Annotated in this window: 17 protein-coding genes; 8 read left to right on the top strand and 9 right to left on the bottom strand. The window is 61.6% G+C overall.

The features are described from left to right. The coding region (locus tag I8N66_RS07395) for a 6,7-dimethyl-8-ribityllumazine synthase (protein ID WP_291151607.1) at positions 1-228 on the bottom strand (228 nt) is incomplete at its 3' end. 246 nt (positions 229-474) lie between these two features. Between I8N66_RS07395 and I8N66_RS07390 the strand changes: the two genes are divergently transcribed. From I8N66_RS07390 to I8N66_RS07375, 4 genes are all read left to right on the top strand, one after another. Beyond that, the gene (locus I8N66_RS07390) at positions 475-1,194 is read left to right on the top strand and encodes an HAD family phosphatase (protein WP_291151603.1); all 720 of its coding nucleotides are present in this window, start codon (positions 475-477) and stop codon (positions 1,192-1,194) included. A gap of 140 nt (positions 1,195-1,334) precedes the next feature. After that, positions 1,335-1,835 (top strand): cupin domain-containing protein, encoded by a 501-nt coding sequence (locus tag I8N66_RS07385; RefSeq protein WP_113536907.1) that lies wholly within the window; start codon positions 1,335-1,337, stop codon positions 1,833-1,835. Positions 1,836-1,859: 24 nt separating this feature from the next. Next, positions 1,860-2,432, top strand: coding sequence for a GNAT family N-acetyltransferase (locus I8N66_RS07380; protein WP_113536906.1), 573 nt, complete (start codon positions 1,860-1,862; stop codon positions 2,430-2,432). Positions 2,433-2,716: 284 nt separating this feature from the next. Continuing rightward, a complete protein-coding gene (locus tag I8N66_RS07375) occupies positions 2,717-3,067 on the top strand; it encodes a hypothetical protein (protein WP_113536905.1) in 351 nt (116 codons plus the stop codon). Between the two features lie 88 nt (positions 3,068-3,155). Here the strand turns inward: I8N66_RS07375 and I8N66_RS07370 are convergent, their stop codons facing one another. The 7 genes from I8N66_RS07370 to I8N66_RS07340 form a co-directional block, all read right to left on the bottom strand. After that, a complete protein-coding gene (locus tag I8N66_RS07370) occupies positions 3,156-3,776 on the bottom strand; it encodes a riboflavin synthase (protein WP_113536904.1) in 621 nt (206 codons plus the stop codon). Further along, positions 3,776-4,879 (bottom strand): bifunctional diaminohydroxyphosphoribosylaminopyrimidine deaminase/5-amino-6-(5-phosphoribosylamino)uracil reductase RibD, encoded by a 1,104-nt coding sequence (ribD, locus tag I8N66_RS07365; RefSeq protein WP_113536903.1) that lies wholly within the window; start codon positions 4,877-4,879, stop codon positions 3,776-3,778. Before ribD ends, I8N66_RS07370 begins: the two co-directional genes overlap by 1 nt. An 18-nt stretch (positions 4,880-4,897) precedes the next feature. After that, positions 4,898-5,371: a transcriptional regulator NrdR gene (nrdR, locus tag I8N66_RS07360; protein WP_034803756.1), complete on the bottom strand. Its 474-nt coding sequence runs from the start codon at positions 5,369-5,371 to the stop codon at positions 4,898-4,900. A 10-nt stretch (positions 5,372-5,381) separates the two neighbouring features. Next, positions 5,382-6,677 (bottom strand): serine hydroxymethyltransferase, encoded by a 1,296-nt coding sequence (glyA, locus tag I8N66_RS07355; protein ID WP_291151573.1) that lies wholly within the window; start codon positions 6,675-6,677, stop codon positions 5,382-5,384. Between the two features lie 183 nt (positions 6,678-6,860). Beyond that, entirely contained in the window at positions 6,861-8,189 is a 1,329-nt protein-coding gene (locus I8N66_RS07350) for a murein L,D-transpeptidase (protein WP_113536901.1), read from the bottom strand. Between the two features lie 495 nt (positions 8,190-8,684). Next, on the bottom strand, positions 8,685-9,197 hold the full coding sequence (locus I8N66_RS07345) for a MarR family winged helix-turn-helix transcriptional regulator (protein ID WP_113536900.1): 513 nt from the start codon (positions 9,195-9,197) through the stop codon (positions 8,685-8,687). Positions 9,198-9,327: 130 nt separating this feature from the next. Further along, positions 9,328-9,765, bottom strand: a complete 438-nt coding sequence (locus I8N66_RS07340) for a DUF6163 family protein (protein WP_113536899.1) — start codon at positions 9,763-9,765, stop codon at positions 9,328-9,330. Between the two features lie 182 nt (positions 9,766-9,947). Here I8N66_RS07340 and hemB point away from each other — a divergent pair, with 182 nt between their 5' ends. From hemB to I8N66_RS07320, 4 genes are all read left to right on the top strand, one after another. Next, on the top strand, positions 9,948-10,964 hold the full coding sequence (gene hemB, locus I8N66_RS07335) for a porphobilinogen synthase (RefSeq protein ID WP_291151567.1): 1,017 nt from the start codon (positions 9,948-9,950) through the stop codon (positions 10,962-10,964). An 86-nt stretch (positions 10,965-11,050) separates the two neighbouring features. Then, entirely contained in the window at positions 11,051-11,515 is a 465-nt protein-coding gene (locus I8N66_RS07330) for an RDD family protein (protein ID WP_113536897.1), read from the top strand. A 141-nt stretch (positions 11,516-11,656) separates the two neighbouring features. Then, a complete protein-coding gene (locus I8N66_RS07325) occupies positions 11,657-12,445 on the top strand; it encodes an arginyltransferase (RefSeq protein WP_113536896.1) in 789 nt (262 codons plus the stop codon). 3 nt (positions 12,446-12,448) lie between these two features. Continuing rightward, complete coding sequence (locus tag I8N66_RS07320; RefSeq protein WP_291151562.1) at positions 12,449-13,345, top strand: DMT family transporter; 897 nt, start codon at positions 12,449-12,451, stop codon at positions 13,343-13,345. Between the two features lie 9 nt (positions 13,346-13,354). Here I8N66_RS07320 and I8N66_RS07315 read toward each other — a convergent pair. Continuing rightward, positions 13,355-13,711: hypothetical protein (locus tag I8N66_RS07315; RefSeq protein ID WP_291151559.1), on the bottom strand; the 357-nt coding region annotated here is incomplete at its 5' end.

Genomic DNA, 13,711 nt, shown 5'->3' with positions numbered 1-13,711 from the left:
CATGCCGAGCGCGACGAAGCCATCATACTCCGTGCCGCCCTCGTCCGCACCATCAAGCGCCATGGCGATGGCCGGCGGGATTTCGAGCGCACCCGGAACCGTCACGATATCATAGGTGGCCCCGGCTGCGTCCAGTGCATGCTTGGCACCGTCGAGCAATGCATCGGCCATATCGTCATAGAAACGCGCTTCCACAATCAGAATGTGGGCTGCCGTGGTCTCTGCCATGGATCACCTGTCTTTGAGAGTTCGTCGCCGGATGCGACCGGCAGGCGGCGGTAAAACCATGCCCGGCGCCGAATGGCAAGCAAATTCCGCCGCAGACGGCCTTTTGCCGCGCTGGATGGCGCCAGAATAGCAAGTCCGAAGGGCTCTTTCCCGTACGTGGCTCGAACACAGAGGCATGCTTGCTTGCGGTTTGCAGCGCGGAGCCGCAAGCGCAGGTAACAGACATAAAACACACGAGGCATCCGCATGCTTGAAACCCGGTCGACGATCCGCCTCCCCCGTACGCCGCAGGCGGTCGTCTTCGATATGGATGGGCTGCTCTTCGATACGGAGACGCTTGCCCGCGACGCCATGATGCGGACCGCACCGGATTTCGGTTACGAAATGCCCGTCTCGCTCTATCTCGACATGATCGGCCTTCCGGGCGACGCGACGCGGTCCGTGCTGAGACAGCATTTCGGCGAAGCGTTCGATGCCGACAAATTCTGGGACCGTGCAGCGGCCCATTTCGAAATGCTGGTAGCCACCGAACTCCGTTTGAAACCGGGAGTGGCCGAACTCGTCGGCCTGCTGGAAGAAATGGGACTGCGCTTTGCGATCGCCACATCGTCGCGACACGACGACGTCCAGCGCAATCTCGGGGCACTCGCCTTGATAGACCGCTTCCCGACCGTCGTTGCCTATGGCGACTATGCCCGTGGAAAGCCACATCCGGATCCGTTCCTGACGGCAGCAAAACGGCTCGCCGTAGCACCGGAATTCTGCCTCGCTTTGGAGGACAGCCATAACGGCGTGCGCTCGGCGACATCTGCCGGCATGATGACAGTGATGGTTCCCGACCTGTTGCCGCCAACGGAAGACGTCAGGGCCATCTGCGTCGGCATCGCCAACAGCCTCCACGACGTCAGCGAAGCGCTCAAGGCGACACAGCGACAAGCAGACGACGCGCCGCGTTCACCGTCATAGGATTGCAAAATCGAGACACAATCAACGTGACGTTTATCAGATTTCAACCCTTGTCGGTTGACGATCCGCTGATCACAGGACACGGATAGAGACGGACCGTCGATGCTTCTCGAGACGCTGGCGGCACCAGGGAGGAAGACATGACGGAAACACGAAAACCGATCGTCAACCCGAAGACGCTCGACCTCGACCACTGGACGAAGGGCGAACTGTTCGAATCGCGCGACGTCTCTTTTGGAGCGCTGCTGGGCCTCAAGGATCTCGGCATCGGCTACGGCGAAGTGCCGCCCGGCAAGTCCGGCTGTCCGTTTCACAATCACCACGTCGAGGAAGAACTCTTCATCATCCTCGAAGGCGAAGGTACGTACCGTTTCGGCAGCGAGCGTTATTCGGTAGGCCCGGGTGATATCCTGGGCGCACCCACGGGCGGGCCGGAAACGGCACATCACCTGATCAACACCGGCACGGTGCCGCTCAAATACCTGTCGATCTCGACCCTCGCGGCAACCGAGATCTGCGAGTATCCCGATTCCGGCAAGTTTCTCGCCAAGACACGCACGCCCGGCGGCGAACGGCATTTCCGTTTCATCGGCCGCGCGGAAAGCACGGTCGATTATTGGGACGGCGAGCCCGGCGTCTGAGTTCACCACAGCATAGGATCGAACATGTATAGCGTGCCTATCATCGAGACTGATCGCCTCATCCTGCGTCCCTATCGCCGTGACGACTTCCCCTCCTACGCTGCGCTGTTCGGCGATGCCGAGGTTATCCGCTACGTCGGCGGGGTGCCGTTTACGCGCGAACAATCCTGGACCCGTTTCCTGCGCCAGGTCGGCATGTGGCACTATTTCGGCTTCGGCTTCTTTGCCATCCAGGACCGGGAGACAGGCACGTTTCTTGGCGAAGCCGGGTTCCATGACGTGCACCGCGCCATCACGCCGTCGCTCGAGGGCACGATGGAAACCGGGTGGGCGCTGTCGCCAAAGGCTCATGGCCGAGGCCTGGCAACCGAGGCCGTCAGTGCTGCGCTCAAATGGGCCGATCAGCAGTTTCCGACACTGCGGAAGACCTGCATCATCGACATCGGCAACCACGCCTCCATCCGTGTCGCGGAAAAGCACGGCTTCCAGGAATTCTGGCGGACGACCTATCACGGCAATCACGTGATCATGTTCGAGCGCCATCAGAAAGCATCGACCTCGACCACGAGGAACATGCGTGCGCACGCCGAAACATGAACAATTTTTAATTGTTTTGCGGCCCCAGATGCCACGGAAACGGCCAGATTCCGGCCCAGTTTCCTAGGCGTTGGCACGACGCGACCCCGCCCCAAGCCGAGGAAACGGCGCCCCAATCAGTCGAAACAGTCCGGCACGTCCTGCTGCGGGTTATCGAACCCGCAAGCGACGTCTGCTGGCCGCTGCGGCACGAGATGGCGATCGGCCTCCGAGACCCCTGAGGGTCCCGCGTTCGGGTAGGAGGCCGACGGTCACGCTGTCGCAAGCAACCTAGGAGCATGACCATGAACCGCATAGCCAAGCTTTCCGTCATCGCTGCTCTCTCCGCCCTTTCCTTCGGGGGCGTCACCTTCGCGGCAAGCTCCGCGATGAACTGGCCGGCGCATATCGATCAGACCGTGCGCCACTTCAAGGGAAACAACTTCAACATCGTTAACGTCGACACGCTCAAGGAATCGAGCGAGACACGGACCTGGCTCAAGGAAGCCACGCCGAAGCAAATCTCTGCCTTGCACGCCGCGGTCCACGCCAACAAGCCGCTGGCGGCCAAGCTGAAGGGCCAGAATGTCGAGATGAACAACATCGCCGGTGCGGAACAGGCGGCCGATGGCAGCCTGACCTTCTATCTGCGCTAAGCCTCAAATCATCCTCCCAAAACGCCACCGCCCCCAATCGGGGGCGGTTTGCTTTCGAGGTGGTTCCGGCAAGGCCTTCAGACTTTGCTCACGCCGGCCTGGGTGCCGGAAACTCGGCCAGCCGCGCCGCATAACGGGCCATGGTGTCGACTTCGAAGTTCACAAAATCGCCCGCCTTGCGCTCTCCCCAGGTCGTGACCTCAAGCGAATGGCGGATGAGCAGCACGTCGAATTCTGCGCCGTCGACCTTGTTGACCGTCAGCGACGTGCCATCGAGCGCGACGGAGCCCTTCGGAGCAACGAACTTTGCCAGATGCTCGGGGGCCCGCAACCGGAAGCGCACCGCGTCGCCTTCCGGCTCGACCGAGAGGATTTCCGCCTTGTCGTCGACGTGACCGGAGACTAGGTGGCCGCCAAGTTCATCGCCGATCTTCAGCGACCGCTCGAGGTTGATCCGCGTGCCCTTCGCCCAGCCTGCGATCGTCGTCAACCGCAGTGCCTCTTCCCAGGCTTCGACCTCGAACCAGCGCTCGTTGCTGCCGGCGTCAGGAAGGGCAGTCACCGTCAGGCACACGCCGGAATGGGCGATCGAAGCCCCCATGTCGATGGTCTTCGGATCATAGCTCGTGGCAACGCGCAGCTTGATGCCTTCCTTGAGCGGGGTGACGGCATCGACGGTGCCGATATCGGTAACAATGCCTGTGAACATTAGTTCTCTCTTTCGTATTCCTCGAACAGATCGTCGCCATACCGTGCCTCGGCGATGCGTCGGTAGCCTGTCGGCACGGACCTACGGTCAAATGGGGATGCGATGCCGTTTTCGCCAATCGTCCCAGGCCCGGTGTAGAACTGGATACGATCGACGAGGCCCGCATCGAGAAACGCACGCGCCGCGACGGCTCCGCCTTCGACCATCAGCGAGGAGAGGCCACGGGAAGCAAGGGCCGCCAGCAGATCGGCAATCGAACCGGCCTCGAGTACCTCGACGCCGGCAGCCTCCAAAGCTGCCTTGCGTGCGGTTCGGCCATCGTCGGGGTCCGCATCGCCGGGATCGTCACTCGATACCACGATCACCGGGACATCCCGCGCCGTTCGCGCCAGCTTCGAAAAGAGCGGCAGGTCGAGGCGGCGATCAAGCACGATGCGTAGCGGCGAACGATGTTCGAGCCCCGGCAACCGCACGGTCAATTCGGGATCGTCGGCCGTCGCCGTGCCGATGCCAACCAGGATCGCGTCGGTCTCGGCTCTCAACATCTGCACCTGGCCGCGCGAGATGGGGCCGGTAATCCGCACCTGCCCCTCCCCCTTCCGGCCGATCATGCCATCAGCGGAAACGGCAAGCTTGAGAGTCACATAGGGGCGCTGGCTGACCTGACGCATGAGATAAGCTTCGAGTGCGCGCTGGCCGTCTTCCGCAAGGACACCGATATCGACGGTGATGCCGGCGTCACGCAACCGCACGACACCGCGCCCGGCGACGCGCTCGTCCGGATCGAGGATCGCAATCACCACGCGCGAAACACCGGATGCGACAAGCGCGTCGGCGCAAGGCGGCGTCTTGCCGTGATGCGAGCAGGGCTCCAGTGTCACATAGGCGGTCGCGCCTCTCGCCTCCTCGCCCGCTTCGGCAAGCGCCTGAGTTTCGGCATGCGGACGGCCGCTTCGCGCCGTCACGGCGCGACCGACGATGACGCCGTCCTTGACGATGACGCAGGCGACGGAAGGATTGGTGGATGTCTGACCGAGATGATGGCGGGCCAGCCTCAGCGCCGCGGCCATGAACCTCTCGTCTTCACGGTTGGGCGCTGTCATGGCTCTATCCAGCGTGAGCTATTCGCCGGGATCGCGCGCGATCTTGGCGCTGATCTCGGTGATGACCTTCTCGAAATCCTCGGCATGCGAGAAATCGCGATAAACCGAAGCGTAGCGCACGAAGGCAACGTCATCGAGGCTCTTCAGCGCTTCGAGCACCTGCAGGCCGATTTCCTCCGAGGGGATCTCGGTTTCGCCGGAGCTTTCGAGGCGGCGCACGATGCCGGAAACGGCGCGCTCGATGCGGTCGCGATCGACCGGACGCTTCCGCAGTGCGATCTCGAAGGACCGCAAAAGCTTGTCCCGGTCGAAAGGAACCTTCCGACCGGTTTTCTTGATGATCATCAGTTCACGCAACTGCACCCGTTCGAAGGTCGTGAAACGACCTCCGCAATCCGGACAAATCCGGCGGCGGCGAATGGCATTCCCGTCCTCTGCCGGACGGGAATCCTTCACCTGACTGTCTTCAGAACCGCAATAGGGGCAGCGCATGGGCGAACGATCACATGTAGCCGTACATCGGGAAACGGTCGGTCAGCTTGACGACCTTTTCACGAACACTCGCTTCGACGGCAGCATTGCCTTCGTCGGAGTTGGCGACCTTCAGGCCATCGAGGACCTCGACGATCAGCTCACCGATTTCCTTGAACTCGGCTTCCTTAAAGCCGCGGGTCGTGCCGGCAGGCGTGCCGAGACGGACACCCGAGGTGACAAAGGGCTTCTCAGGATCGAACGGAATGCCGTTCTTGTTGCAGGTGATGAAGGCGCGGCCGAGAGCGGCTTCTGCGCGCTTGCCGGTCGCGTTCTTCTTGCGCAGGTCGACGAGCATCAGGTGATTGTCGGTGCCGCCGGATACGATGTCGAGGCCGTTGGCCTTCAGCGTTTCGGAAAGCGTGCGCGCGTTCTTGACGATCTGGGCCGCATAGTCCTTGAACGACGGCTGCAGCGCTTCGCCGAACGCGACCGCCTTGGCAGCGATGACGTGCATCAGCGGGCCGCCCTGGAGGCCCGGGAAAACGGCCGAGTTGATCTTCTTGGCGATATCTTCGTCGTTGGTCAGAACCATGCCGCCGCGCGGACCACGGAGCGACTTGTGCGTCGTGGTCGTGGCAACGTGGCAGTGCGGGAACGGCGACGGATGCTGGCCACCGGCAACAAGGCCGGCGATGTGGGCCATGTCGACCATCAGCCAGGCGCCGACTTCGTCAGCGATCTCGCGGAAGCGCTTCCAGTCCCAGATGCGGGAATAGGCGGTGCCGCCGGCGATGATAAGCTTCGGCTTGTGCTTGCGGGCCTGCTCGGCGACGTTATCCATGTCGAGCAGGTGATCGTCTTCACGCACGCCGTAGGAAACGACGTTGAACCACTTGCCGGACATGTTGACCGGCGAACCGTGGGTCAGGTGACCGCCCGAATTGAGGTCGAGGCCCATGAAGGTGTCGCCCGGCTGCAGCAGCGCCAGGAACACGGCCTGGTTCATCTGCGAACCGGAGTTCGGCTGAACGTTGGCGAAGTTGACGCCGAACAGCTTCTTGGCACGTTCGATCGCCAATTCCTCGGCGATGTCGACGAACTGGCAGCCGCCGTAATAGCGCTTGCCCGGATAGCCCTCGGCATATTTGTTGGTCATGATCGAGCCCTGGGCTTCGAGCACGGCGCGGGAAACGATGTTCTCGGAGGCGATCAGCTCGATCTCGTGGCGCTGACGACCCAGCTCCTTCTCGATCGCACCAAAGATGTCCGGATCGCTGTCGGCCAGAGAGCGGGTGAAGAAGGCGTCATTGGTCTGTTCAGGCATCGGCGCGAGGCTCCTCTCAAGGGTGGCAGTTCTTTAACTTCCTCGCACGGAGAGAGCAATATCCGCTGTGCGGTTTGCGTCATTTCCCCTATCTGCCGCGCCGAAATATCGCGGGGTCCGGCGCACGAAAAAGCCGCGCTCCCGGGGAGAGCGCGGCTTTTCGATCTCGTGTCGCAAATCTGCTTATTGCGGCAGTGCGTCCTGGTCGACCGAACCGGCGGACTGCTCGACGCCATAGGGGGTCTGAAGCGCCAGTTCGGTAGCGCCGTCGCGCTGATAGATGTCGTCGCGGAACTGAACCACCCCGTCCTTGGCGGACCAGGCCGTGATGTAGGTGAAGAAGACGGGAACTTCCTCGGCGAGCGTGATCGGCGTGTTGACGCCGGTCTTGATGGTCGCCTCGATCTGCTGGCGCGACCAGCCGGGCGTTTCCTTGAGCAGCCAGGTCGAAAGGTCGCGCACGTTCTGCACGCGCACGCAACCGGACGATTCGAAGCGCATGAGCTTGTTGAACAGGCCCTGCTGCGGCGTATCGTGCATGTAGACCTGATGCTCGTTGTGGAAGTTGATCTTCGTCGACGACATCGCGTTGATCTTGCCTGGGTCCTGGCGGAACATCAGGTTCGGCGCCTTTTCGGCGTTCCAGTCGACCGTCTCCGGAGACACTTCGCCGCCGCTGCCGTCGAACAGACGGATCGAGTTGCGTGCGAGGTAGGTCGGATCCTTGCGCATCAGCGGCATGATATCCTTCTGGATGATCGAGCGCGGCGCGGTCCAATAGGGGTTGAGAATAACCTCGTAGATCTTCGAGTTGAGAATCGGCGACTGACGATCGATCTTGCCGACGATCGCCGTGTGGCGCAGCGCCACGCGGCCGTTCTCCACCGCTTCGATATAGGCGGCCGGAATGTTGACCATCACGTAACGGCGGCCGAGATCGCCGGACATCGACTGCAGACGCACCAGGTTGGTCTGGAGCTGGCCGAGGCGGGTGTTGGCGTCGACGTTGATTGCCTTCAGCGTGTATTCGCCGATGACGCCATCCGGCGGCAGGCCATGGCGCGCCTGGAAGCGCTTGACGGCGCCTTCGACGTAGCTGTCAAAGGACGAGGAAACGCCGGCCGAACGCGGTAGATCGCCGGAAACCATCAGGCGCTGGCGGAGCTGCTGTACCGAGGGATCGGTAACGCCGAGCTCGAGCTTGACGCTGGTCTGGACCGTCGGCCAGCCACCTTGAGAAACGATGTTCTGGTAGTCGAAAATCGCCTGCTGCACGTGGGCGATCGTCTCCGGACCGAAGACAGGCGTATTCGAAACGACCGTCGTCGCGGTACGCGATGCCCCTTTCGCGTCAAACTGGTCGTCCCAGGAGCCGCGGCGAGGCGAATTGATGATCTCGTTCAGGGCATCCTGTGCGCTTGCCGCGCCGGCGACTGCCACAGCGCCGAAGGTTGCTGCCGAGCGCAGAAAGGCGCGGCGCGAGAATGCATCAATTCCATTCTTTTTCGACATATTCCTACCATCCCAATGCGTTGGCACGCGCCCTATGCGCTGAAACGCACGCTGCCGGAGCCCTAACACGATCGTGGTTAATAAAGGTCAACCAACGAGCCACCCTGCCCTCACATGATTTCACGATACCGCGAGTGAGGACCCTCATCCGGCAGGCGAAACGCGAAACGAATCCACACGTCAGAAAACACGTGGCCGCACCTACCGCATGTCGTCGTCGCTGTCACAGCAATATGGCCAATTCGTGTCTCCGCGAGGTTGAACCGCGACATGGCACGCCTTTTGCTTTTCACCACCGCGGGCGATTGGCGGACCAGCCTGCGGCTGGCAACATTTTGATTTTCTAATATTTTCCGCTTGGAAGGCAGCCCGAACGCCGGAATACGACGCTGCAGCGGTGCGGCTTTTCAGCAACAGGATGCGAAGGCCGCAAATGGCAAAGGTCGGACACGCAGGGATTGCGCCCGACCCTTGAACTGGAGGTTTTGACCTGGATTACAGGCGGTACATGATCGAGTCGTTCCAGAAGCGATCGAGACGCTGCAGCAGCTTGTTCATCTGGGTAAACTCGTCCGAACCGATGCCGCCGACCTTCTGGATCGAGCCGATGTGGCGCTCGTAAAGCTTGGCAACGGTTTCAGCGATGTCCTGGCCATCTTCCGTCAAGCTGATGCGGACCGAGCGACGGTCGACGCGCGAGCGCTGGTGGTTGATCAGGCCGAGATCGACAAGCTTCTTGACGTTGTAGGAAACGTTCGAGCCGAGGTAATAGCCGCGGGAGCGAAGTTCGCCGGCGGTCAGTTCCGAGTTGCCGATATTGAAGAGCAACAGGGCCTGGACGGCGTTGACGTCGCTGCGACCTTCGCGATCGAACTCGTCCTTGATGACGTCGAGCAGACGGCGATGCAGGCGCTCGACGAGGTGGAGGGATTCCATATAGAGACCGCGGATGGTTTCTTCCTGGGGGTCTCGGGGCGCAGCAACCTGCGGCTTCATCTTGGTGTTCATTTGACTGCCTCACTGTTTTGTTTGGCGGTGTCTGTTTGTCTTCCCGCCTTGAGTGAGACCCTATCGAATACGTCTAAAATTCTACTTAAACCGCAGCCTTAACAAGAGCTTGCCATTTGACGAGCCTGTCTCAGGGTGAATCAACTCTTACCTGCTTGGCCTGCCGCCAGCGCTGATAGAGCAGCGCCGCCCGGAAAAGAACGAAAGTCACGGCAACCGCCACATGCAGCACGACCAGCAATGGACGCGCGCCGAAACTGGCCGGATAGAACTCGTACATCGCGATTTCGATCGCCGCTGCGACCACCCAGACCACGGGCCCCCAGGAGACGAGCAACCAGAGGCCGAGGGCCGCAACGGGATAGACGACGGCAAGCGCAGTCGCCGCCGCACGCCATTCGGGCGTCAAGAGATCGAACCGCCCGGCACCGCCATGGGAAAAGCCGATCAGCATGGCCCAGTAGTTGAGTGCGAACCAGATGCATGAGGCGGAAACGAGGCGCAGGAAGAGACCGAAGAGGATCTCGGTCAGCGAGGGTTTCAGCACATGGGCAGAATCATGAAGCATGGCCGGCAAGATAGGGCGGGTCTTTCTCATCCGCCAGCGGGATCGCAGCTTCCCCTCCCCTACCGCATCATTGAGAGAAGAAATGCCGCAGCCCGTTTCCCGGTCGCGCGGTTCCCAATTGCCGCCGGCCCATGATAAAGCGCTTGGCCAACGACGATTTTGACGGGAAAGGCGCGGGCGCAATGAACGACAGGACAAATCTTGTGGACAGGATTACCGGCCACCGCCGCATGCGCCGTAACCGCAAGGCCGACTGGACGCGGCGACTGGTGCAGGAAAACCGCCTGACCGTCGACGATCTCATCTGGCCGATCTTCATCGTGCCGGGCAGCAATATCGTGCAGCCGATCGATGCCATGCCCGGCGTCAACCGCATGAGCGTCGACAAGGCCGTGGAAGCGGTCAAGGAAGCGGCCGACCTCGGCATTCCGGCGATCGCCACCTTCCCGAACGTCGACATGTCGCTGCGCGACGAGACCGGCTCCAACAGCCTTGCCGCCGATAACCTGATCAACCAGGCGACCCGCGCCTTCAAGAAGGCAGTACCCGAGATCGGCATCATCACCGACGTGGCGCTCGACCCCTTTACCAGCCACGGCCATGACGGCATCCTGCGCGACGGCGAGATCGTCAACGATGAAACCGTCGAGATGATCTCCAGGGCAGCGGTCGCGCAGGCGGATGCCGGCTCCGACATCATCGCCCCCTCCGACATGATGGATGGCCGCATCGGCGCGATCCGCCAGGCGCTCGACGCAGCCGGACACCAGAATGTCGGCATCATGGCCTATGCGACGAAGTTCGCCTCCGGCTTCTACGGTCCCTATCGCGAGGCGATCGGCACCGGCGGGCTGCTCAAGGGCGACAAGAAGACCTACTACATCGACCCGGCCAACGGCACCGAGGCGATCCGCGACGCGGCCCTCGACGTCGAGGAAGGCGCCGACATGCTGATGGTGAAGCCCGGCCTTCCCTATCTCGACATCTGCTGGCGCATGAAGGAGGCATTCGGCCTGCCGGTCTTCGCCTATCAGGTTTCCGGCGAATATTCGCAGGTCAAGGCGGCCGCCGCAAACGGCTGGATCGACGGCGACAAGGTGATGCTGGAAACGCTGCTCGCCTTCAAGCGCGCCGGCTGCGACGGCATCCTCAGCTATTTCGCCGTCGAAGTGGCTCGCATCCTCGCCAAGGGCCGCTAGACCAGCAATCCGATCAAGTCTTTTCTCCTTGTTTTGGCCGGGATGTGATCCCATATCCTCAATGGAACCAAGCGAGGCTGAAACGGATGACCATGCACAACGAAGAACTGAGGCTGCCGAGCAATGATTGGCGCGCCTATCAGGGCGTGCTGTCCCGGCGCATATTTGCCTTCCTGCTCGATTACGCCATCATCGGGCTGCTGTGGATTCCCGCGGCAGTCGTCGTTTTTTTCCTGGGCATCCTCACGCTCGGCCTTGGCTTCATGCTCTATCCGGCGCTCTTTGCGATCGTCGCGATGCTCTATTTCGGCCTGACGGTCGGCGGCCGCGAGCAGGCTTCGCCCGGCATGCGGATGATGGGCCTTGCGATCGCGCGCACCGACGGACGTCCGATGGATTTCCTGACCGCAATCGTGCATCTCGTCATCTTCTGGATCGCCAACGCCCTGCTGACGCCGCTGATCCTCCTGATCGGTCTTTTTACCGATCGAAGCCGCTTGCTGCACGACCTGCTGATCGGCACCGTCACCGTCCGCCGCGACATGTACTGACCGGAAGCGCAGACTATTGTCGACAACGCTAAAATAACTGGCCGGCGGAGGCGGAAGCTGCAAACGAGTGAGTTGACGTTTTCCATTCTTCCGCCATGCTATTGTCATGAACAACCGCGCGAAGATTGACCTCCGCACTCGATGAACACACAGACCGCACCGTCTCCGCAATTCTACCTGACTGCGCCGGCAGCCTGCCCTTATCTGCCGAACGAGATGGAGCGAAAAGTCTTCACCCACATGGTCGGCGAGCGCGCGCCGGAACTCAACGACCTCCTGACGCAGGGCGGTTTCCGCCGCTCGCAGAACATCGCCTATCGCCCGGCGTGCGAGACTTGCCGCGCCTGCATCTCGGTGCGGATCCTTGCCAACGAGTTCGCGCCCAGCCGCTCGATGCGCCGGGTGCTTGCGACCAATCACGACGTGATTTCGGCCGAGTATCCGGCCGAACCTTCCAGCGAACAGTACAATCTCTTCCGCCGCTATCTCGACCGTCGCCATCAGAAGGGCGGCATGTCGGACATGTCGGTCCTCGATTATGCAATGATGGTCGAAGACACGCACGTGCACACGAAGATCATCGAGTACCGCCTGCGGGTCGAAGGCGACGGGATCAGCCAGAAGGCGCGTGGACCGCTCATCGCCGCAGCGCTGACCGATCGCATGGGCGACGGGCTTTCCATGGTCTATTCGTTCTTCGATCCCGCCCACGAAGACCGATCGCTCGGCACTTTCATGATTCTTGACCATATTCGCCGTGCCAAAGAGCGCGGCCTTCCCCACGTCTATCTTGGCTATTGGGTCAAGGGATCGCGGAAGATGGGCTATAAAACAAAGTTTTTGCCGCAAGAACACCTTATGGCCCGTGGCTGGGAACGCTATGAAGGCGGGGACACCACCCTGGAAGCCGCTCCTACGAAAACGGGTTAGAAATTGAGTTCATCTTCTGATGCCGCGATGCACCGGCGCGGCCTTGCCATCACCGGCATCGGTGGCCTTGCACTTTCCTTCGACATCCCGCTCATTCGTTCCGCCGGTGGCGACGTCTGGTCACTGCTTGCCGTGCGCAGCCTGTCGACCTTCGTCATCGCGCTTGGCACCTGGTTCGTGATCAACCGCCTCTTCGGCCGGAAGATCTCCCTTCTGCCGGGCAAGACAGGCCTCGTGGTCGGGCTGTTCTACGGCATCAATTCCTGCACGTTCCTGCTTGCCGTCTTCAACACATCGACGGCCAACGTGGTCTTCATCCTCGCCTTCACCTCGATGTTCGCCGCCATTCTTTCCTGGATCTTCCTGAAGGAACGACCATCGAACGCCACGCTCGCGACCATGCTGGTCATGGTGTTCGGCGTCGGCTTGATCGTCCAGGACGGATTGGAAAGCGGCCATCTTTTCGGTGACGCGATGGCGGCATCCTCCGCCTTCCTGCTTGCAAGCGCGATCACGATCAGCCGCGCAAGCAAACGCGACATGGCGCTCGTGCCACTGGTCACAGCGATCTTCCCGGGAGCACTTGCGCTCTTGATGCTGCCCTCTTCGGGCTTCACGATTGCGGAACCCGGCTACATCTTCTTCAACGGGCTCGTGATGATCCCGCTTGCATTCTTCTGCCTTGCGACGGGACCGCGTTACCTCTCGGCGCCGGAAGTGGGCATGTTCTATCTGCTGGAAACGATCCTCGCGCCGATCTGGGTCTGGCTGGTCTTTGCCGAAACTCCGACGACGCAGACCTTGATGGGCGGCGCGATTTTGATCTTCGCCCTCATCGGCCATTCGCTCTGGCAGATGCGGAGCCGAGCGCTCAGGGCCGCAGTGGCCTGCGCCGAGTAGCGCAACCGGTCAATTGTCGCGGCGAGGACCGGTTGGCCGGGGGCGGCGCGATTTCTGATCCGTTTCGTTGAGACGATCGCGCACCGGCGTCCTCTCGGGCACAGGCTCCGGCGCGGCGGTTGCCAGCCTGGTTTCCGGCATTTGCACGCGCATCGCCCAAAGCTCGCGATTGGTGTTGATCCAGGTGGCTGCCTCGCTCAAAGGCGCCGGATTTCCGCTCAGCGATTCGCCCTCACGGCGCCGCAGGCGCGTGATGAGCCCGGCGGCTTCCAGTAGCGCGATATGCTTCTCCAGCTCTTCGCCTCGGACCGCCACCGCCGTGGCAATGTCGGCGACGCGCGCCTCACCGGCAAACAGGATCTCGAA

The sequence above is a fragment of the Ensifer sp. SSB1 genome, assembly GCF_016652895.1.
In the GTDB taxonomy this organism is placed as follows: Bacteria; Pseudomonadota; Alphaproteobacteria; order Rhizobiales; family Rhizobiaceae; genus Ensifer.
This window is presented reverse-complemented; position numbering and strand designations above follow the sequence as displayed.

Bases quoted from the DNA above. Each gene is read 5' to 3' on its own strand.
- I8N66_RS07390 (WP_291151603.1), top strand. From the start codon at position 475: ATGCTTGAAACCCGGTCGACGATCCGCCTCCCCCGTACGCCGCAGGCG.
- I8N66_RS07385 (WP_113536907.1), top strand. From the start codon at position 1,335: ATGACGGAAACACGAAAACCGATCGTCAACCCGAAGACGCTCGACCTC.
- I8N66_RS07380 (WP_113536906.1), top strand. From the start codon at position 1,860: ATGTATAGCGTGCCTATCATCGAGACTGATCGCCTCATCCTGCGTCCC.
- I8N66_RS07375 (WP_113536905.1), top strand. From the start codon at position 2,717: ATGAACCGCATAGCCAAGCTTTCCGTCATCGCTGCTCTCTCCGCCCTT.
- I8N66_RS07370 (WP_113536904.1), bottom strand. From the start codon at position 3,776: ATGTTCACAGGCATTGTTACCGATATCGGCACCGTCGATGCCGTCACC.
- ribD (WP_113536903.1), bottom strand. From the start codon at position 4,879: ATGACAGCGCCCAACCGTGAAGACGAGAGGTTCATGGCCGCGGCGCTG.
- nrdR (WP_034803756.1), bottom strand. From the start codon at position 5,371: ATGCGCTGCCCCTATTGCGGTTCTGAAGACAGTCAGGTGAAGGATTCC.
- glyA (WP_291151573.1), bottom strand. From the start codon at position 6,677: ATGCCTGAACAGACCAATGACGCCTTCTTCACCCGCTCTCTGGCCGAC.
- I8N66_RS07350 (WP_113536901.1), bottom strand. From the start codon at position 8,189: ATGTCGAAAAAGAATGGAATTGATGCATTCTCGCGCCGCGCCTTTCTG.
- I8N66_RS07345 (WP_113536900.1), bottom strand. From the start codon at position 9,197: ATGAACACCAAGATGAAGCCGCAGGTTGCTGCGCCCCGAGACCCCCAG.
- I8N66_RS07340 (WP_113536899.1), bottom strand. From the start codon at position 9,765: ATGCTTCATGATTCTGCCCATGTGCTGAAACCCTCGCTGACCGAGATC.
- hemB (WP_291151567.1), top strand. From the start codon at position 9,948: ATGAACGACAGGACAAATCTTGTGGACAGGATTACCGGCCACCGCCGC.
- I8N66_RS07330 (WP_113536897.1), top strand. From the start codon at position 11,051: ATGACCATGCACAACGAAGAACTGAGGCTGCCGAGCAATGATTGGCGC.
- I8N66_RS07325 (WP_113536896.1), top strand. From the start codon at position 11,657: ATGAACACACAGACCGCACCGTCTCCGCAATTCTACCTGACTGCGCCG.